An 18,519-nucleotide genomic window follows, 5' to 3' on the forward strand; every position below is an offset into this window, starting at 1 on the left:
TCAATCCACCCGCGCCAAGACCTGCTCCAGCGCCGCAAAGAACCGCTGCCAGCCGCCCTGCGCGCCATGGTAAGCCTGCTGCTGATCCGGCCGGAATCCCGACTGCTCCATGCGCAAATGCGTGCCTGTGTGCGTCGGCGTGAGCGTCCAGACAATCACGCTCTCCAGGCCATAGGCCGCCCAGGTGTAAGACAGCGTTTTGTTCGGCTCGACAACCAGCACCTGACCATCGACTGCGCCCCAGTCGGCGCTGAATTTGAACCGATGATCCACCAACGGCTTGAAGTCATTCTTCATCAGCCACTCCTGGATCAGGTGCGGCTGGGTCAGCGCGCGCCAGATTTTTTCAGGCGGAAAAGGCAGGTCGCGTTCGACAATGACGGAAAGCGTTTCGGTCGCGGGATTGTTCATTGGTCCATCCTTTTGAGCAGATCTTCGAGATGATCGAACCGGCTTTGCCAGAAACTGGCCATCTGGCTGGTCCAGTCGACCAGTGGCGCCAGCGCGCCGAGCTGTGCGCTGTAGTGGGTCTGGCGACCGGCATGACGATCGCGCACCAGCCCGGCCTGTTTCAGAACCCCGAGATGCTTGGACACCGCCGGTTGCGATATGCCGGCCCGCGCGGTCAGCGCGCCGACCGTCTGCTCACCTTCGCGGCACAGCCGCTCGAAGATGACCCGCCGGGTCGGATCGGCGAGCGTCCTGAACAGCACATCGTGGGCGTTCGACATCGGGGATCGATAACCTGCTGGTGATGCGTCAACATATTACTCATTGGTTATGAGTCATGCAAGAAGACGCAAAAAAGGCACCAATCCACGACTGGCGCCTCGCATTCAACATATCCTGTGGGTTATGCATCACGCATGATCATGCGTATTTTTGCGACCGGCCTGAAGCTGCCGCAACTTGATGTTTCTAAACCAGATACGTATTGGCAATTGGCCTTTGTCTTCGGTGCCCTGCAAGGAAATATGGCCGGTGTGAAACGTGCCGAAATCCGGCCACTGGGTAAACTTGGTGTGCGCGATCAGCTTTCGCCACTCATCATTCCAGAAATAAGTGTCGACCACCTTGTGACCGTTCTGGAAAAACTGGATATGCCCGTGATCGGCGATGATCTCGAACTGGTTCCAGTTGCCGGCTTCGTGCACGCGCTCGACGTCCGATGAAATGAGATCGAACAGATCGCCGGAACGCTCGTAAAGCACCTGGCTGTCGGGCTGGGTGCAGACCAGATCGGCGATCTGCATTTCCGGTCCGATTTCGTAGGTCTCCGAATACTTGGGCGATTCGTGCACATAGAACATCACGCCGCTGTCCGCACACGGCGTCATCTTCCACTCCAGCTTCAGATCGAAATTGCTGTATTCGGCGTTGGTGACCAGGTCGGCGAAATCTTTTTCGTCGCCCGTGCGGGAGCGCTCGAGCATGATCGCGCCGTTATCGACCTTCCAATCCTTGGCCGGCGCGCTCTGCAGGTATGAGTGCCAGCCGTCGAGGTTCTTGCCGTTGAACAGCAGTTGCCAGCCTTGCGCTTTTTCCTGCGGCGTGAGCGTATTGGCTTGCTGGGCAGCAGCGATGGAAGGCGCAAGACAAGCCACGAAAACGGCGGTGATCGCAGCCAGGGATGGCGGTTTGAACATGGCTATGCTCTTTGGCAAAGGTCGGATACGTGTGCTCTAGCGTAAAAATTCGGACAAAGTGCTAAACGGCACCGCGCTGTCGGCAAAGCCATGACGGTGATGTTGACCGCCGGCCAAAGGATCCGGCGCAGCATCCTGCGGTGTCGTGACTGCACTCGCCAACATCGACATGAAGGCGCAAAAAAGCACGAGATACAGTTTGAACTTGAGCCCCTGGTACTGCCGCGAAAAATCCATGCACTTCAACGCTCTATGACTTAAAAGAAGAAAAAGCCTGTTTATATCGATCTAAATTGCGAGACAAAAAAATTTGCCGCACTGCCAAGCGAATAAATACACAAGCATCGTGCATGGCACAAGCATGCCTTTCAGCACGGCATGCTGATACTGGCGCAATTCACCGGAATGACGAGCTGAGGCGAGGCGTGTCTCGACGTCAGCGTGCTCTTTTAAGCGCAGCCGCATCCACGCAAGGCATCACCACACGCTTGAACACACTGTTGTCCACCGGCCAACGGAATTCCGCCGTCATCGGCGCGCCAGCTTTTGCCGCAGGTACCAGCACACGCAAGGATTGGCCCCGCACCGTGTCAGCTGTCCACGGAAGCACTTGCGCCGTCGTTGGCCGGAAAGCAAATACAAACGGTGTGCCGGTATCAAAAGAACCGCCGTCACCGTAGAAGCCGCTTACGCGCAGTTGAACGCCCCGCGCTTTGCCGCTGATCACTGTTACCGGTCCATTCGTGGTGGCATCCGGTCCTTCATAAGGATCGGTATCGAATCCCAATGCCTGCGCACCAACCGCAAGTTCGACACCGATGCCGGCACCATCGGGCCGGCAACTGAAGGCCAGCGTGGCGCCTGACTGGAAATGCTGGTAGCTGGCGACGCCGGCGATGCGTGCGGTCAACAGCGGTGCCGCGGGCACGGGTTTTTCCAGCAGCCAGATGTTGTAGTCGTTCTCCGGTATGGCGCGTTGCGCCATGGCACAAGCAGGCAACAGGCACAGCACCAGCGCGGTTTTTCGCCGATCCATTGTGACTCCCCTCCCCTAGCGAACCGCAACAAAGCACCAGACTCGTTGGCGCCCGAATCATCCATGAACAGGGACGGACGGCCAACGGTTCACGCCACTGACTTGCTGCTGCGCTTGAGCTCGGTCCTGGTCGGTGAAAGTACCGGCACCGTGCTGATCGCAAATTGCGCGGCCTCTTCAAACGAGTTCGCCACCCGATCGATGCAGGGGCCAGTCGTTATCGGCTCTGGCGTTTCCAGCAATTGCGGCAAAAGCACGGCAACAATGTTGGCATTCGGCAAGCGGCGGCGCATGTCCTTGGCCATGGCATTGATCTGCTCTTCTTCCTTGGCAGGCGTGCTGCCGACGATGTAGACCATGGAGACGGCATCCGGCGTCGCCTCGGGATGTTTCTCCGACTCGAACGCCTTGATGTCTTCAATGGTGAAGTGGCGTGCATCGATATTCAGATCACGCAGCACCCGCACCAGGATCTCGGTGACCAATTCATCATCCTGCGTGCACGCTTCCACGCACAGGGCAATCGACTTAGGCGCGACGGCCAAGGGCCCCTGCCAGCGGCCGCTCACATTCTCGCGCCGTTGCCGCAGGCTGAAGGCGAGACTGCCGTCGCTGAGCACGGAGGTGCTACGCCACCAGCCGAAGCGTGCGCGCGATTCGCCCGTCAGCGTCTCGATTGCGCGCACGATGGCTCGCCTCGCCTTGAGCCGCTGCTCCGGACCAATCGCGCCATGCGCAAGATCGACCAGCGCCAGTTGCAGGGCTGGCAGCAGCACCACATCACAGTATTTGGCAAAGGATTTGCGCTTCAAAAACTCGCGTCCCGAGGTGATGACTTCCTGTGCATCGCCCGAAAGCGCGCGTTGATAGAACCGCTCCGGCAAGGTGAGCGCCGGCCGGTCACCCAGCAGGACTTCCAGCAGGGCAAGCGCCTTCACATGGCGTCCCGCCACCACCAGGCACAAGGTCAGCGGTGTCGACAGGATCAATCCGGCCGCGCCCCACAACCAGCTCCAGAAGATCGCCGCCACCACCACGGCAAGCGGCGACAGACCGGTGGTGTGTCCATACAAGTTCGGCTCGACCAGCTGACTCACGATAACCTCGACCACCACGAACAGGCCCAACGTCAGCAGCAGCATCGACCAACCGGGATCAACCGCTGCCGCCAGCAGGCTCGCCAGAATCATCGCCAGCCACACGCCCACATAGGGCACGAAACGCAGTACCGCCGTACAAGCGCCCCAGAGCAACGCGTTCGGCAAGCCGATGATCATCAGGCCCAGCCAGATCACCACGCCCACGCCGAAGTTGACTGAAAACTGCGAAACGAAAAAGCGCGACAGGCGCTCGCCCGCATCGTTGATTGCCGCCGTGGTGGCACGCAGATCCTTGCCGCCGATGAGGCGGATAAAACGATCGCGTAATGATTCGTGCTCCAGCAGCACGAAAATCAGCACCACCAACACAATGCCGCCGGTTTCCAGCGGCCCCCAGATCGAGGACAGCACCTTGGAGACGGCCTTGAGGGAGTTGTTGGTGTTGTTGACCATCGGTGGTGCGGCGGCGGTGGATACGGCCATGACGCCTTCAGGAGTAGGCGCACCGGCATATTCGTCGTCCAGACCGATCACTTTGCCCGCCTCGCCCGATACCGCCTCGACCCGCCCCAGGGTGGCGTCATGCAGCACCTGCAGCTTGGTGTGAATGGTCGCCTCGTACTGCGGCAGGCTTCTGGCCAGATGCACTACCTGCGAACCGATCACCGTCATCAGCCCGCCGAGCAGAAGCGTCAGCAGCAGTACGGCGACCAATACGGCGGGTGTGTGGCTGAAGCCAACGCGCTGCAATCCGCGCACTACCGGCACCATCAGCAGGCCGAGTATCAATGCAAGTGTGACCGGGACCAGCACATCCTTGCCGAAATAGAGCAAGGCCAGAATCACCGCGGTGGCGATGATGGTCATCGCACGTTGACTCGCAACGGTCAGCGGTGGCTGTGCAGGTTCCAGGGCCATAGGCGTATCCGCATTGGTGACATTGACGACTACCGTCGTTGTATTGCCTAAATTACGCTTTCCTGCGGTCGAAAGACATGTTTAATGTCTTTGGAAGCGTCGCTTTAATGCAACTCACGGCAAGCCTTGCCCCCTCACCCCAACCGTCTCCTCGCTCCTCAAAGCCGGCGCCATCCCTGACGCCTTCCCGCGTACCCCGGAAGGGAGAGGGAGCCATAGGCTTGGGGTGGCCGGCATCGGCTTGACAAGCCACGCCCCGACCGGCACTTTGCGGCATTCACCCGGGGTGCCTCGACAAGAGGCTGAGATGCTGCTGGCGTGTTATTCAGCGCAGCGACCCGTTGAACCTGATCCAGTTCATGCTGGCGTAGGGATGGTGCGGACACCTGCCGTATCGTTGATCCCATCGCGCCTGCCTGAACCGGATTTTCTCGCAGCAAGTCCAGGATCGCGTCATGGCCACCGATACACCTACGAAAGCTTCCGTCACCCCCGCGCTTTGCGGCGATCTGCTTGAACGGATGCGCCACGCCTCGCCGCTGGTCCAATGCATCACCAACTACGTGGCGATGAACTATGCGGCGAATGTGATGCTGGCTGCCGGCGCCTCGCCGGCGATGGTGCACGCGCCGGAAGAAGCGGGCGAGTTTGCCCGGCTCGCGAGTGCGGTCACGATCAATATCGGCACGCTGTCCTCGCCCTGGCTGGACGGCATGCGCAACGCCGCCAGGACGGCGAATAACATCGGAAGGCCGTGGGTACTCGATCCGGTTGCGCATTTCGCGACCGCGTTTCGCCGCCAGGCCGTCGAAGAACTGGTTGCACTTCGCCCGGCGGTGATTCGCGGCAACGCCTCGGAGATCATGGCGCTGGCCGGTACCGTGAGCTCGGGGCGTGGCGTGGATGCCGGCGATAGCGTCGAGCAAGCCGAAGCCTCGGCGCTGGCGCTCTCACGCCGCGCGCAGTGCGTGGTTGCCGTGACCGGCGCGGTGGACTTTGTGACTGATGGGCAGCAGAGCGTGCGCATCAGTGGCGGCTCGCCGTTGATGCCGCACGTGACGGCCATGGGCTGCGCACTCACCTGCCTGGTCGGTGCGTTTGCAGCGATGGCCCCGCAGGATCCCTTCCTCGCCAGCGTAACCGCCCTCGCCTGCTTCAGTGCCGCCGGCACACAGGCCGCGCAGGAATCATCCGGGCCTGGCTCGTTCGCATGGCGCTTTATCGATGCACTGGCCGCACTCGATACACATCACCTTCAAACTCAAGCGCGCATAGTGGCTGCATGAAACATTTCGATTTATCGCTTTACCTGGTGCTGGATCCTGACCTTTGCCAGCAACACTCGATGATCGAAACCGCCTGCGAGGCCGTGGCAGGCGGCGTAACGATGGTGCAACTGCGCCACAAGCACGCCTCCACCGACGAACGCATTGTCTTGGGCCGCGCCCTGATGGAAGCGTTGCGCGACACCGGTGCCATCGTGGTGATGAATGACGACGTTGCAGCCGCCATCGAAGCTGGCGTTGACGCCTTGCATATCGGCCAGGGCGATATGACACCCGCGCTGGCGCGCGCCCGCATCGGGCCGGAGATGATCCTGGGCTTATCGGTGAACAGCGAGGGCGGCGCCCGGCTGGTCGATCCGGCAATTGTCGATTACGCGGGCGTCGGCCCGGTGTTTGCGACGCCAACCAAGCCGGATCACGAAAAGCCGCTGGGTTTTAAAGGCCTGGGCCAGGTGGTCGCTGCCTGCCCGGTGCCTACGGTGGCGATCGGCGGATTGAAGAAAGAACACGTCCAGCAAGTCTTTGCGGCCGGCGCACATGGCGTGGCGGTGGTGTCGGCCATTTGCGGCATGCCCGATCCTCGGCAGGCGGCGCGTGACTTGCGTGAGCGAATTCCCAGTCGGTGATGCGCGGAAAAAGATCGAAACGATAAAAAACCCCGCGCCAGGCGGGGTTTTGTGTAGGGGCGCTAAGCCGGCAGGGCTTCAGCGATACGCAGTCGGTCGCGGTAGGTGGATTCGGTTTCCTGATACAACCCGGACCACGGGTCGAGAACGTAACCATCAAGCGGATCCGGCGACGTACGCCGAACATCCTGACGGGATTCCACACTATCCAATAGCGCATCAAGGCTGGTGGGTTTCATAAGCAAGCCCTCGGTCTTCGTCGCGGAGATCCAGACTATCGGGGCGGATGTTCGTGGATAGTTAAGCAGACTGTCGGTTTGGGCGAACGCGAACTTTATGAAGTTGCAGTGATTTGACATGCACATCGTGCATTCATGACATGACGCCATAAAAATGTGGACGCAGTCCCGAAGATTGCTCCCTCTCCCCTTCGGGGCACGCGGAGAGAGCACATCGATGTGCTCGGCTTTGAGGAGCGAGGAGAGGGTTGGGGTGAGGGGTCACTCTTGCGAGGAAGCTGCTTGAAACATCTAGGCGAAGATGTTTCGTTACGACGGCGTGTATGGCAAGCGCGGCCCCTCACCCCGACCCTCTCCCCGAAGGGGAGAGGGAGAGAGCTGTAGCGGGTCACTTCCTAGATATGTAAGCGTTGTCACCCACATACCACCGCCACGGATACTCCGCGGCCTTGCTGATACCAATACGCGTCGTCTGCACCGGCCGATCCGGCGGCGGCATGCCATCATCAACCAGCGCATAGGTTTCACCCGCAACCAGGTCCACACCATCCTGCAACTTGGTGATGCTCATCGCCTGGGTAAGACAAGCGGGGCCGTTGCATAACTGCCGGTCGTTTTTCGCCAACGGACGCGCGGCATACATCAGATCGAGGCCGGTAATCGGTTGCAAAGCGCGAATAAGTACTGCGTCGCCCTCGCCTTCTGTACCGCAGACCACATTGCTGCACCAATGCATGCCATACGTGAAGTAGACATACATATGCCCGGCGGGCCCAAACATCACGGCATTGCGCGGTGTCTTGCCACGATAGGAATGCGCGGCAGGATCGTCTGCGCCTCGATAAGCCTCCACCTCCACAATGCGGCCGGCACGGCCGTCATGGCAACGCAGCACCTTGTTCAACAGTTCCGGCGCAAGCACCAGCGGGTCACGGCGGTAGAACGATCGGGGCAGCGGGCGCGTGCTTTTTCTGGAAGCCTTCATGGCCTCATTATGCGGGCTGGTGAAAGTTGGCGCGGTATCTAAGCACCGACATCGATGCCATGTATCAACCGCTTGGCAAGCCGTGGTAGCCGCAATTGATCCAGCCACCACTTCAGCGCGCGCCCTTGATGATCGCTGCGCCATGCCACGTAAAGCACGTTCGGCTCACGCGCATCGGCAACGCGTTTCTCCACCAGCTCACCACGTTTCAGTAGCGATGTGATGCGTTGCCTGGGCAGCCAGCCGATACCCAGGCCATCGCATTGCGCAAGGATCTTGGCGCGCATGCTCGGCACCGCCAGGGTCGGCTGCCCGCTGGATACGCCATAACCATGCGCCTGCATGGTGCGCGCGGTGTCGGCGACAACTACCGCCCGGTAGGGCGCGAGCTGTTCCTGCTGCAACGGTTCCTTGGCCTTGGCCAGTGCATGTCGAGGCGAGATGGCAAACGCCCACTCCATCGTACCCAGTTCAAACCATTGCAAGCGGGGCATGGCCGGCGGTGCATTGGTGGCGCCGATGATCAGATCGGCCCGGCCATCGTGCAGTGCTTCCCAGGTACCGCTCAACACCTCGTGGGTGATTCGCAAGGTCACGCCCGATTGCAAGGCATCGAAGGATCGAATCAAGGGCATCAAGGTTTCGAATTCCATCACTTCATCGGTGACGATCCACAAGCGATCCTCCCACCCCCCCGCCACCTGTTTGACTCGGCGAGTCAAGCGCGACACATCCTGCATAAGGCGTGCGGCCTCCTCCGCCAGCAACTGGCCGGCTGGCGTGAGTTGCAGTCGGTAACGGCGGCGGTCGAACAGCAAGGCGTCGAAACGCGCCTCCAACTGGCGAGCGGCGTGTGAAACGGTTGATGGCGCCTTGCCCAGCCGGCTGGCCGCTCTGGTCAGGCTTCCACTAGCGTTTATGGCCTGAAGCAGGGCCAATTCGTCCTCGGACAACATGTTCGACCTCTTCGAACGAGTACGTCGAAACGATGATACGGCAAGCGGGTCGCGGACGCTCAAGATCACACCCATCGCAAACACCCTCGACACTCGCGGAGCACACCATGAATCGTTTTACCAACAAAACCGTACTCGTCACCGGCGGCAACAGCGGTATTGGCCTGGGCGCCGCCAAAGCCTTTGCTGCAGAAGGCGCGCGCGTGGTCATCACCGGACGCGATGCCGTCACGCTGGAGCAAGCCCGGCAGATGCTGGGGCCGCAGGCCCTGGTGTTGCGCAACGACGCCGGCTCGGTTGCGGCCGCCAGGCAGCTGGCCGGCGAATTGGCCCAACGCCAGATCAAGCTTGATGCGTTGTTCATCAACGCAGGCATCGCCAAGTTCGCGCCGCTGGCCGACGTGGACGAAGCACTTTGGGACCAGACCTTCGACATCAACGTCAAAGGCGCGTATTTCCAGATCCAGGCGCTGTTGCCACAGCTCAATACCGGCGCATCGATTGTCTTGAACGGCTCCATCAATGCGCGTATCGGCATGGCCAGTTCGTCGGTTTATGCCGCAAGCAAGGCGGCGCTTATTTCACTTGCCAAGACGCTTTCCGCCGAATTACTGCCGCTCGGCATTCGCGTGAATGTGGTCAGCCCCGGACCGATCAGCACGCCGATCTACGGCAAGCTGGGCATGGATGCGGCCACGCTTGAAACGACTGCGGCGCAGATCCAATCCCAGATTCCACTGGGTCGATTCGGTACCGCCGAGGAGCTTGCCGCTACCGTGCTGCATCTTTCCGCTCCGGAATCGGCCTTTATCGTCGGCACGGAAATCATCGTCGACGGCGGCATGAGCCAGCTCTGATTTTGTTCTACGCCTTCGCCCCGCCAAACCGGCGGGGCGACTTCCGAGGACATCACCATGAATAGCTTCAGCACGCTGCTGCGCCAGGCGGTTTTCGCGCTTGGCATCGTGGCCGCACTACCTGCCGGCGCGCACAGCGCCGCGCCTGTGACAAGCCATGACCTGTCCGTCAACGGCGTGACACTGCATTACCTGCAATCCGGTGACGGCCACGGCACCCCGATCATTCTGTTGCATGGCTACACCCAGACCAGTCACATGTGGCTGCCGTTGATGGCCAAACTGGATGGCCGCACGGTGATCGCCGTGGATCTCCCCGGCGCCGGCGATTCGTCCATCCCGGCCTCTGGCTATGACAAGAAAACCATGGCGCAGGACGTCCACGCGCTCGCCCAGTCGCTGGGTTATCGGAAGGTACAACTGGTCGGCCACGATATCGGCTTGATGGTGGCGTATGCCTACGCAGCGCAATACCCGCAGGAAGTCCAAAGCCTGACCTTGATGGATGCTTTCCTGCCTGGCGTCGGCGATTGGCAGAAAGTGTGGCTGCTGCGCGACAAGTGGCACTTCAACTTCTACGGTGATACACCGCTGAAGCTGGTGCAAGGGCGCGAGCGGATTTACTTCGAGCATTTCTGGAACGACTTCGCGGCCGATCCGAATCATTCGCTTTCCGAAGCGGACCGGGAATACTACACGGCGCAATACGCACGCCCCGGTCGCATGCGTGCTGGCTTCGAATATTTCCACGCGTTTTCGCAAGACGCACAGGACTTCGCCGGATTTGCCAAGACACCGCTGACCATGCCGGTGCAAGTGCTAACCGGCGAGAAGGCTTCGGGCACATTCCTGATTGACCAGGCCAAGCTGATCGGCACCAACGTGCACGGCACCATCATCAAGGGTTCCGGCCATTGGCTGATGAGCGAGGCGCCTGGGCAAACCATCCCTGCGCTGGTGAACTTCCTCAATCAGCACGCAACATAAATTGCACGGCGGATCAGGCAGAATTTCTGCAGTATCTGACAAGCATGTCCGGTTGAACCACTGCTGCCGGTCACCACTTTCATTCACTTCGCTCATCTCTAGTTGTTGGAGCTCATCATGCACATCCATCTCAGAAACCGCCGCGCCATCGTCACCGGTTCGACGGCCGGCATTGGTCTGGCCATTGCCACCGGGCTTGCCGCCACCGGCGCACATGTCGTGGTTACCGGACGCAGCCAGGCTCGCGTCGACGAAGCCATGGCGTCCATCATCAAACAAGTACCGGGAGCCAGCCTGAGCGGCGTAGCCGGCGACCTTGGTTCCCGTGAAGGTGCCGAGCATCTGATCAGGCAAGTACCGGATGCCGACATCCTGATCAACAACCTCGGCATCTTCGAGCCGAAGGCGTTCTTCGATATTCCGGACGAAGACTGGCTGCGCTTTTTTGATGTCAACGTGATGAGCGGCGTGCGTCTTTCACGCCACTACGCGCAAGGCATGATCAAGCGTGGCTGGGGCCGCATCCAGTTCATTTCGAGCGAATCCGGCCTGCAGATTCCTGCGGAAATGGTTCAGTACGGCATGACCAAGACGGCGCAACTGGCCGTGTCGCGCGGCCTGGCTGAATCGCTGGCCGGTACGGGCGTCACGGTGAATGCCGTGCTGCCGGGGCCGACACGCTCCGAAGGCGTGGGCGATTTCTTCGGCAAGATTGCCGCCGAAAAAGGCGTGCCGCAGGAAGACGTGGAGCGCGATTTCATTGCCACGCATCGCCCGTCGTCGTTGATCAAGCGTCTGGCGACGGTGGAAGAAGTGGCCAACCTGTGCGTTTACCTGGCCTCGGAACAGGCCTCGGCCACCACCGGCGCGGCCATGCGCGTGGATGGCGGCGTGGTGCGCTCGATCGCCTGAGCTTGCGCGGTTTCCACCGCGCTTAGTGCGAGGTATCGTGTTGGCGAAGTATCGCCAACACGTGCGCAATGGTTTTTGGATCACGCGGCACTTCGTGATGCCGCGCGTTCACGACCAGCGTCGACGCCGAACCCGGCAACAAGGCGCTGCTCAAGGGCACCCAGCCGTCGCTCGGCGGCTGCCTGCCCGGCAATGAACCGGCAATGGAGTCGTAACGCACACCAGCGGCCGGCATCAATGTTTCATCGACTTCCGATACTGGCTCATCCGGCATCAGGCTCGCCACGCTGCTCAAGTGGCCGAGGCGGTACTCCCCGGACAAAAGGCTGGCCTGCACCGCACCGGGATTTTCGCTGCTGATGCGTTCCACATCGGACATCTCCGGTATGTTGCGCAGGGCCAGATCCTGCGCCAATCGTCCGAGCAAGTCGCCGGCGACGGGGCTACCGTGCTGGGGCGAGGCGATGAAGATGAGTTCGTCAACACCCGGATAAGGGCTGAATTGAAAAATCCCCTTGAGCACCGCAAGGTCGCTCTTATCTCCATGCAGGCTGTCGTAGGGCACGGTGAAGGCGGCGCTCCACAGCGCCGGCGTGCTTTGCGCGCACAGCAAGCGCGAAATCACGCCGCCCATGCTGTGGCCGATCAGGACCACGCCCTGCCTTGCCGGTGCATGCCCGCCGGGATCGACAATCTTCCATGTCGCATCGAGATAGGCTTGTGCGCGACGGCGTTCAATCAGCAACGGCGCGTTGGTCTGATACACCATGTGCCAGATCTGATAGCGACGGTGCAATTCGGGATCGCCGAGGATCGCGTTGGTCATCGGCGCCCAGATGATCGGGCTGCTGCCGAGACCGTGAATCATGATCACCGGGATTTTGCCGGGATCGTAATCGTCGATCAGGAACAAGCCCGAACGGCGGCCAACCGCCTGGCCACCGATCAGGCCCCACCAGCCAAGGCGCCGCAGCTTGCTGCGCTCCAGTAATTGCTCGTAAGGCGCGGAGAGATCCTCGGCCAGGCGATAGTTCGCCGCGCCCACCGCGTGCAGCGGTTGTGAGTCAGGACTTTGCACCACCAGCACCGGCGCCTTGCCGGTGCCTTGCTTACCGGGCTTTTCCTCAAGCCAGACAGTGGCCGGACGGAACACGCCTTCGGGCGGGTAAAGCGCGCAGATCGGACGATCCATGCACGGCGGCGCCCCAGCCACCACGGGAACCCCGAACCCCGGCTGCTGAAACCGCACGCCATTGAGCGCTTCCATCGACAGCTGATTGGCAAGCTCAAGGTGCAGGCGATTGCCGAGGCTGTCCGGCAGGCCGCGGAACTGCACATCGACCCGACGGCCGTTCAAGTCCATGCGGCCGGGATGCACATTCAGGGTGGTGCCCTGCACCAAAGTTTCGAGGTACGCACGGCTGCAGCGCGTGGCGAGCGCGGCGGCGGCGAGGTCCACCTCGGCTTGCGGACTGACCATCGCATCGTGGGCCAACATGGCGCACGTCATCCACGCATCGGCACGCGCGTCGTCGTTTTGCTGATGCGGCGCGTGCTCTTGCCACCACTGGGCCCTGGTCAAGGCCTCCTGGGCGGAAAGTTTGGTTGCCTGTTCCGATGGCGTGACGGCGCAGCCGTGCAAGAGCAGCAACCCCGCCATCGCCAGTAAACCCGGCACGGCGCGCAGGTGACGCATATGACTGGACATGCAGGTGGCCCTCATGCACCGGTAGCCGTCATTCGCCTTGGAGGTATTCATCATGGCACTTTTTGTGTGACTTGCATCCTCCGTTTGTGCCGTGGCCGAACGCCCCCGATGCGATCATCGAGGGCGTTCATAGTCGATTGTTCTGGCGGAACATTTATGCGAATGTCCGGCCTGCCGCAGTAACGACAGGACGCAGCACCGTGACTGATGCCGTACAGCCCCTGGACGCAAGCAGCCTGGTGCACCGGCGCACCGCCATGCCCATGCTGATGGCCGTGACGGTATGTGTCGGCGTCGGCGCCGGGCTCAGCGGCATGTGCCTGGGCCTGTTGCTGCACTTCATCCAGCACTGGGCCTACGGCTACAGCATGCACCGGCTGCTCAGCATGCAGAGCTTCCTGCAAGGCGTCGCCGAATCAACGCCCGAGCGGCGCGTGATCGTGCTGTTGATCTGCGGCTGCATCGCCGGCCTTGGCTGGTGGGCCATGTACCGTTTCGCCCGGCCGCTGGTCAACGTGCCCACGGCGCTCAAGTCGGATGATCCGCGCACACCGATCTTCTCCACCATCGCCAATGCCTTGCTGCAGATCATCACCGTAGGCCTGGGTTCGCCGCTTGGACGCGAAGGCGCACCGCGGGAAGTGGGCGCCACGTTTGCCGGCTGGCTTTCGCATCGCATCGGACTCACGCCACAGGAAAGCCGCGTGATGGTGGCCTGCGGTGCCGGCGCGGGACTCGCGGCCGTTTACAACGTGCCGTTGAGCGGCACGCTGTTTACGCTGGAAGTGCTGCTCGGCACCTTTGCCAGCCCGGCCGCCATCCCTGCCCTGCTCACCTCGGTGATTGCCGCCACCGTGGCATGGGTCGGCCTGGGCAACGACGCGCAATACAGCGTGCCGGTCTTCGAGCTCAGCGACTCGCTGATGGCCTGGTCGATCATGATTGGCCCGATCTTTGGGTTTGCCGCCTATGGGTTTTCGCGACTGGAGCAGTCCGCGCGCCGCCACGCGCCGCACGATTGGCGACTGCTTCCTGGCTGTCTGGCGGCGTTTCTGATCATCGGACTGGTGGCGATTTTCTATCCCGAACTGCTTGGCAACGGCAAAGGCCCAATCCAGCTCGGCTTCAATGACGATGTCAGCCTGCAACTGGCCGCCACGCTGCTGGTGTTGAAGGTGTTGGTGCTGCTGCTCAGCTTGCGCGCAGGTGCGAACGGCGGGCTGCTGACGCCCGGCATGTCGATCGGCGCCATGCTGGCGATCGTAGCTGGTGGACTATGGAATCATGCCTTTCCCGGCGTGCCGCTGAGCGCGTATGCCGTCGTCGGCGCAGCGGCGTTTCTTGCCGCCTCCATGCGCATGCCGATCACGGCCATCGTGATGGCGTTGGAACTGACGCGCGTGAATCACGATTACCTGTTCCCGGTGGTTTTCGCGGTAGCTGGATCCAGTGCGGCGTTGCGCATCTGCATTCGGCGCTTTGACAGGGTGCACTTGCCGTCCATTACGCTGCATAAGGAATAGCGCAAAGCCGTCATTCCCGCATGCACGGGAATGACGGAGGCATCATGTACGGAAAAACGGCCCTAGGCTTTCGCCAGCTCATAAGGCCGGTATTTCGGCTCCCACACCAGCGACTTCAACCATCGATCGAGCGTCGCTTCATCGCAGGCTTCCGCAACGCCATCCGCCTGTGCCTGGATGGCGACAGCCTTCGCGACCGCCAGCGATACCGCGCGCAACTGATCGACCGGCGGCAGCAAACGTGCCTTGCGGTCGGTGACCGTGGGCGACATCGAGGCAACGACTTTGCCTGCCACCATGAACATGGCATCGGTAACGCGCTTTGCATTGGCCGCCAGCACGCCAAGACCCACACCGGGAAAGATGTAGGAATTGTTGGTCTGATCGACCGGAATCTGCTTGCCTTGCCATTGCACCGGCGGAAACGGACTGCCCGTGCCGATCAAGGCGCGCCCGCCGGTCCACTCCATGATCTGCTGTGGCACCGCTTCGCTGCGCGAGGTCGGATTGGAAAGCGGGAAAATCACCGGGTGCGCCACGCCCTCGGCCATGGCGCGCACCACTTGTTCACTGAAGGCACCCGTCTGGCCCGACACGCCGATCAATACGGTCGGCTTGGCATTGCGAACCACTTCCAGCAAGCCGATATGACCGGACTCGTCGACCAGCCAATCGGCCACCGCATCGTGCTTCTGCACAAACGGCATCTGCGCCGGTGTAATACCTTCCATGCCTTCCACCAGCAAGCCATTGCGATCGACCAGATAGAACGCCCTGCGAGCTTCTTCCTCGGTAAGCCCCGCATCCACCATCGCCCGCAACAACAACGACGAGATACCGCAACCGGCCGAGCCCGCACCCAGCACCGCGATGCGCTGTTCGGTCAGCTTGACGCCGGTGACATTGACCGCTGCCAGCAAAGTGCCCGCGGCAATCGCCGCCGTACCCTGGATGTCGTCATTGAAGGTGCACAGGCGATCGCGGTATTTGGCCAGCAGGCGGCCCGCGTTCGAGCCGGCAAAATCCTCCCACTGCAGCAACACATCGGGCCAACGCTCGATCACGGCACTGATAAATTCTTCGACAAACGCATCGTATTCGGAACCGACGACGCGCTCGTGCCGCCAGCCGATGTACAGCGGATTGGTCAAACGTTCGCGATTATTGGTGCCGACATCCAGCAGCACCGGCAGCGTCAGATCCGGATGAATACCGGCACAGCCCGTATACAGCGACAACTTGCCGATCGGAATGCCCATGCCGCCTGCACCCAGGTCACCCAGGCCGAGAATGCGTTCGCCGTCGCTGACCACAATCACGCGCACCGAATCGAAGCGCGGGTCGGCAAGAATTTCGCGAATGCGATCTTTGTTCGGATAACTGATGAACACACCGCGCGGCTTGCGGTAGATCTCGCTGAAGTGCTGGCAGCCCTCACCCACGGTAGGGGTGTAAACCAGCGGCAACAGTTCCTCGATATGCCGCACCAGCACTGCATAGAACAAGGTTTCGTTGGTGTCCTGCAGATCGCGCAGGAAGGCGTAGCGCTCAAAATCCGTGCTATAGGAACGCAGCACCCGCAGGCGGCGTTCGGCCTGCTCGTCAATGGTGGCGACATGCGGAGGTAGCATGCCATTCAAGCGGAAAATGTCACGCTCTTGCTGGCTGAAAGCCAGGCCTTTGTTCAACATCGGCTTGGTGACGAGATCGTAGCCGGTCAGGCGGACTTTGAGGGGTGTTTCCCAGTCGGATGCAACCACTTCAGACATGACGCAGATTCTCCTTAGAAGCCTCCCCATCCGCCCATTAGACACCTTTTTGCGTTACGGGTCTGTATCACATGCAGGAGAACACGCCGCAGACAAAACGACGATGGCTCGTCACACCGGTAACCACCAGCGTGACGAGCAAGCACACATTACCCAACCACCACTACTGCTGCGCAGCAGCCGCCGCAGCCGCCGCTTTCTTCGCCGCGGCCTTGGCATCGTCGGCCGCCTCATCCGCTTCCTGTTTCAATTGCTTCGCATAGGCCTTCGCCTCATCCGCCTGGCAAGTAATCTGGATGCTTACCTCGTCGCTCACTTGCGGCACATACATGCCCAGGCCAAAGTCGGAACGCTTCAGCGTGGTGGTCGCCTCGAAACCTACGGAAGGCAAGTTGCTACGAATATTTGTACCGACCTTGTTGATCGTGACGTCCAGCGTGACCGGCCGGGTGACGCCGCGCAGGGTAAGGTTGCCGGTGACCTTGAGCATGTTCGGCGCACTGCCTTTCTCCACCCTGGTGCTCTTGAAGGTCGCAGTCGGGTACTTGGCGATGTCGAAGAAATCGACCGAGTGAAGGTTATCGTCCAGATCCGGCACGCCACTGCTGAGGTTGGCCAGCTTGATCGTCGCCATCACGCTGGAGCGGGTCGGATCGGCCTGATCGAAATCCAGCGTGCCCTCGACCAGGGTGAACTGCGCGGTGGGATGGGAGAAACCAAGATGGTCCCAGCGAATCACCCCTTCGGTATGTTGCGACTCCAGGATATAGGTGGTGGCACAGAGCGGGGTGCAGGCGACAGCCAGGGCGGCGGCCAGAACGATACGGCGAATCATGCGGACAACTCCTGTGGGGTGAACACCAGTCACCTTGCGCAGGCGCCGCGAGAAAGTCCTGAAAAAGCCCCTGAAACACTCTGAAGATCTCTGAATGACTTCTTGTGGTTGCCGCTCAGCGGGCTTGATGCGAAGATCCATCAGCTGATCGTTTGCCGTATAAACAAAGGCTTATATGTCATCAGGTGTGGAGCAATCGGCCAAGGGAACGTTGCGCATCGGTGACTGGATCGTCAGCCCGATGGCAGGCCATATGACCCGCGGCGATGAAACCGTGCGGCTGGAAGCGCGCACCATGCGGCTTTTACTATGCCTGGCCGAGAACGCCGGCCAGGTCGTCAGCATCGATGATCTGCTCAACCAGGTATGGCAAGGCGTCGTGGTGACGCCAGACTCCGTCTACCAGGCGGTGACTTCCCTGCGACGGCTGCTGGGCGATGACCCGAAGCAACCGGTTTATATCGCCACCGTGCCGCGACGCGGCTATCGAATGGTGGCCAAGGTCAGTCACGGCGACGAACACGCCCTGCCCGTGATCGCACAGACCGCGGCGAACGAAGCCTTCCATCCGCCAGGCCAGGCCATTAAGCCGCGCTCCGGCTCACGCCGCCTGTATACAAAACTGCTGGCCATCGTCTGCCTGCTGATCGCTGCCTGCACGGCGTTCTATTTCTTGACCAAGCAGCGCCCGCTACAGCAAACCGCAGCGGCCGCTGTCACGCCAGATCCCAAATCCATCGCCGTCATACCCTTCCTCGATCTCACCGATACGATGAACGAAGAGCCGTTCGCGGACGGCATGACCGAAGAACTGATCGACAGACTGAGCCAATCGAAGGAACTGCACGTCGCATCACCCACGTCGTCGTTTTATTTCAAGGGCAAGCAAGTCACCGTGGCCGACATCAGCAAAGCCCTCAACGTGGCTTATGTACTGGACGGCAGCGTGCGCAAATCGGGCAACACCTTGCGTGTGGCAGCGAGGCTGGTGCGTGCCGACGATGGCTTTGTGGTGTGGTCGCAGACTTATGATCGATCCTGGGACGACAAGTTGATGATTCAGGACGATATCGCCAGCGAAGTTGCCAAGGCGTTGAAGGGGTCGATTCGTTGAAGTGGAGTTCGGGCGCTACTGT

General features: G+C 61.0%; 18 protein-coding genes and 1 riboswitch. Of the genes, 7 read left to right on the plus strand and 11 right to left on the minus strand.

Annotated features, from left to right (window positions below; genetic code table 11):
- The 5 genes from ISP19_RS06855 to ISP19_RS06875 form a co-directional block, all read right to left on the minus strand.
- Positions 1-411 (minus strand): SRPBCC family protein, encoded by a 411-nt coding sequence (locus ISP19_RS06855; RefSeq protein WP_204680621.1) that lies wholly within the window; start codon positions 409-411, stop codon positions 1-3.
- Complete coding sequence (locus tag ISP19_RS06860; RefSeq protein ID WP_204680622.1) at positions 408-731, minus strand: ArsR/SmtB family transcription factor; 324 nt, start codon at positions 729-731, stop codon at positions 408-410. The genes ISP19_RS06855 and ISP19_RS06860 overlap by 4 nt, the downstream gene beginning before the upstream one ends.
- Before the next feature lie 129 nt (positions 732-860).
- Positions 861-1,646, minus strand: a complete 786-nt coding sequence (locus ISP19_RS06865) for a 3-keto-disaccharide hydrolase (protein ID WP_204680623.1) — start codon at positions 1,644-1,646, stop codon at positions 861-863.
- A 436-nt stretch (positions 1,647-2,082) separates the two neighbouring features.
- Positions 2,083-2,682 carry a hypothetical protein gene (locus ISP19_RS06870; protein ID WP_204680624.1) on the minus strand — a complete coding sequence of 200 codons (600 nt, stop codon included), beginning with the start codon at positions 2,680-2,682 and terminating at the stop codon, positions 2,083-2,085.
- 89 nt (positions 2,683-2,771) lie between these two features.
- Complete coding sequence (locus ISP19_RS06875; protein ID WP_204680625.1) at positions 2,772-4,700, minus strand: AI-2E family transporter; 1,929 nt, start codon at positions 4,698-4,700, stop codon at positions 2,772-2,774.
- Positions 4,701-4,972: 272 nt separating this feature from the next.
- A riboswitch (TPP riboswitch) is annotated at positions 4,973-5,092 on the plus strand.
- Positions 5,093-5,155: 63 nt separating this feature from the next.
- Between ISP19_RS06875 and thiM the strand changes: the two genes are divergently transcribed.
- Together thiM and thiE are read left to right on the plus strand one after the other, a co-directional pair.
- Positions 5,156-5,986 (plus strand): hydroxyethylthiazole kinase, encoded by an 831-nt coding sequence (gene thiM / locus ISP19_RS06880; protein ID WP_204680626.1) that lies wholly within the window; start codon positions 5,156-5,158, stop codon positions 5,984-5,986.
- Positions 5,983-6,612 (plus strand): thiamine phosphate synthase, encoded by a 630-nt coding sequence (gene thiE / locus ISP19_RS06885; RefSeq protein ID WP_204680627.1) that lies wholly within the window; start codon positions 5,983-5,985, stop codon positions 6,610-6,612. The genes thiM and thiE overlap by 4 nt, the downstream gene beginning before the upstream one ends.
- Before the next feature lie 62 nt (positions 6,613-6,674).
- Here thiE and ISP19_RS06890 read toward each other — a convergent pair whose 3' ends face one another.
- The 3 genes from ISP19_RS06890 to ISP19_RS06900 all read right to left on the minus strand — a co-directional run bounded on the left by ISP19_RS06890 (position 6,675) and on the right by ISP19_RS06900 (position 8,792).
- Positions 6,675-6,851 carry a hypothetical protein gene (locus ISP19_RS06890; protein ID WP_204680628.1) on the minus strand — a complete coding sequence of 59 codons (177 nt, stop codon included), beginning with the start codon at positions 6,849-6,851 and terminating at the stop codon, positions 6,675-6,677.
- Between the two features lie 388 nt (positions 6,852-7,239).
- Positions 7,240-7,836, minus strand: coding sequence for a DNA-3-methyladenine glycosylase (locus ISP19_RS06895; protein ID WP_204680629.1), 597 nt, complete (start codon positions 7,834-7,836; stop codon positions 7,240-7,242).
- Positions 7,837-7,874: 38 nt separating this feature from the next.
- Positions 7,875-8,792, minus strand: coding sequence for a LysR family transcriptional regulator (locus ISP19_RS06900; RefSeq protein ID WP_204680630.1), 918 nt, complete (start codon positions 8,790-8,792; stop codon positions 7,875-7,877).
- 107 nt (positions 8,793-8,899) lie between these two features.
- Between ISP19_RS06900 and ISP19_RS06905 the strand changes: the two genes are divergently transcribed.
- The 3 genes from ISP19_RS06905 (at position 8,900) to ISP19_RS06915 (ending at position 11,548) form a co-directional block, all read left to right on the plus strand.
- Positions 8,900-9,649: an SDR family oxidoreductase gene (locus tag ISP19_RS06905; RefSeq protein WP_204680631.1), complete on the plus strand. Its 750-nt coding sequence runs from the start codon at positions 8,900-8,902 to the stop codon at positions 9,647-9,649.
- Positions 9,650-9,706: 57 nt separating this feature from the next.
- Positions 9,707-10,636, plus strand: coding sequence for an alpha/beta fold hydrolase (locus tag ISP19_RS06910; protein WP_204680632.1), 930 nt, complete (start codon positions 9,707-9,709; stop codon positions 10,634-10,636).
- 117 nt (positions 10,637-10,753) lie between these two features.
- A complete protein-coding gene (locus tag ISP19_RS06915) occupies positions 10,754-11,548 on the plus strand; it encodes an SDR family NAD(P)-dependent oxidoreductase (RefSeq protein ID WP_204680633.1) in 795 nt (264 codons plus the stop codon).
- Positions 11,549-11,570: 22 nt separating this feature from the next.
- Here ISP19_RS06915 and ISP19_RS06920 read toward each other — a convergent pair whose 3' ends face one another.
- Complete coding sequence (locus tag ISP19_RS06920; protein WP_204680634.1) at positions 11,571-13,256, minus strand: esterase/lipase family protein; 1,686 nt, start codon at positions 13,254-13,256, stop codon at positions 11,571-11,573.
- 200 nt (positions 13,257-13,456) lie between these two features.
- Here ISP19_RS06920 and ISP19_RS06925 point away from each other — a divergent pair, with 200 nt between their 5' ends.
- Complete coding sequence (locus tag ISP19_RS06925) at positions 13,457-14,779, plus strand: chloride channel protein (protein WP_204680635.1); 1,323 nt, start codon at positions 13,457-13,459, stop codon at positions 14,777-14,779.
- Between the two features lie 62 nt (positions 14,780-14,841).
- Here ISP19_RS06925 and ISP19_RS06930 read toward each other — a convergent pair whose 3' ends face one another.
- The gene (locus ISP19_RS06930; RefSeq protein WP_204680636.1) at positions 14,842-16,548 is read right to left on the minus strand and encodes an NAD-dependent malic enzyme; all 1,707 of its coding nucleotides are present in this window, start codon (positions 16,546-16,548) and stop codon (positions 14,842-14,844) included.
- A gap of 163 nt (positions 16,549-16,711) precedes the next feature.
- A complete protein-coding gene (locus tag ISP19_RS06935; RefSeq protein WP_204680637.1) occupies positions 16,712-17,383 on the minus strand; it encodes a YceI family protein in 672 nt (223 codons plus the stop codon).
- A gap of 175 nt (positions 17,384-17,558) precedes the next feature.
- On the opposite strand from ISP19_RS06935, the gene ISP19_RS06940 reads away from it, so the two are divergent.
- Positions 17,559-18,497 carry a winged helix-turn-helix domain-containing protein gene (locus tag ISP19_RS06940; RefSeq protein WP_239556608.1) on the plus strand — a complete coding sequence of 313 codons (939 nt, stop codon included), beginning with the start codon at positions 17,559-17,561 and terminating at the stop codon, positions 18,495-18,497.
- The last annotated feature ends 22 nt before the right edge of the window (positions 18,498-18,519 follow it).

Origin of the sequence: Dyella flava (genome assembly GCF_016904955.1) — a bacterium.
Taxonomy (GTDB): Bacteria; Pseudomonadota; Gammaproteobacteria; order Xanthomonadales; family Rhodanobacteraceae; genus Dyella_B; species Dyella_B flava.

Coding starts and splice junctions, on each gene's coding strand:
- ISP19_RS06860 (WP_204680622.1), bottom strand. CDS start 731: ATGTCGAACGCCCACGATGTGCTGTTCAGGACGCTCGCCGATCCGACC.
- ISP19_RS06875 (WP_204680625.1), bottom strand. CDS start 4,700: ATGGCCCTGGAACCTGCACAGCCACCGCTGACCGTTGCGAGTCAACGT.
- thiE (WP_204680627.1), top strand. CDS start 5,983: ATGAAACATTTCGATTTATCGCTTTACCTGGTGCTGGATCCTGACCTT.
- ISP19_RS06935 (WP_204680637.1), bottom strand. CDS start 17,383: ATGATTCGCCGTATCGTTCTGGCCGCCGCCCTGGCTGTCGCCTGCACC.
- ISP19_RS06870 (WP_204680624.1), bottom strand. CDS start 2,682: ATGGATCGGCGAAAAACCGCGCTGGTGCTGTGCCTGTTGCCTGCTTGT.
- ISP19_RS06930 (WP_204680636.1), bottom strand. CDS start 16,548: ATGTCTGAAGTGGTTGCATCCGACTGGGAAACACCCCTCAAAGTCCGC.
- ISP19_RS06920 (WP_204680634.1), bottom strand. CDS start 13,256: ATGTCCAGTCATATGCGTCACCTGCGCGCCGTGCCGGGTTTACTGGCG.
- ISP19_RS06895 (WP_204680629.1), bottom strand. CDS start 7,836: ATGAAGGCTTCCAGAAAAAGCACGCGCCCGCTGCCCCGATCGTTCTAC.
- ISP19_RS06890 (WP_204680628.1), bottom strand. CDS start 6,851: ATGAAACCCACCAGCCTTGATGCGCTATTGGATAGTGTGGAATCCCGT.
- thiM (WP_204680626.1), top strand. CDS start 5,156: ATGGCCACCGATACACCTACGAAAGCTTCCGTCACCCCCGCGCTTTGC.
- ISP19_RS06900 (WP_204680630.1), bottom strand. CDS start 8,792: ATGTTGTCCGAGGACGAATTGGCCCTGCTTCAGGCCATAAACGCTAGT.
- ISP19_RS06915 (WP_204680633.1), top strand. CDS start 10,754: ATGCACATCCATCTCAGAAACCGCCGCGCCATCGTCACCGGTTCGACG.
- ISP19_RS06940 (WP_239556608.1), top strand. CDS start 17,559: ATGTCATCAGGTGTGGAGCAATCGGCCAAGGGAACGTTGCGCATCGGT.
- ISP19_RS06905 (WP_204680631.1), top strand. CDS start 8,900: ATGAATCGTTTTACCAACAAAACCGTACTCGTCACCGGCGGCAACAGC.
- ISP19_RS06865 (WP_204680623.1), bottom strand. CDS start 1,646: ATGTTCAAACCGCCATCCCTGGCTGCGATCACCGCCGTTTTCGTGGCT.
- ISP19_RS06910 (WP_204680632.1), top strand. CDS start 9,707: ATGAATAGCTTCAGCACGCTGCTGCGCCAGGCGGTTTTCGCGCTTGGC.
- ISP19_RS06855 (WP_204680621.1), bottom strand. CDS start 411: ATGAACAATCCCGCGACCGAAACGCTTTCCGTCATTGTCGAACGCGAC.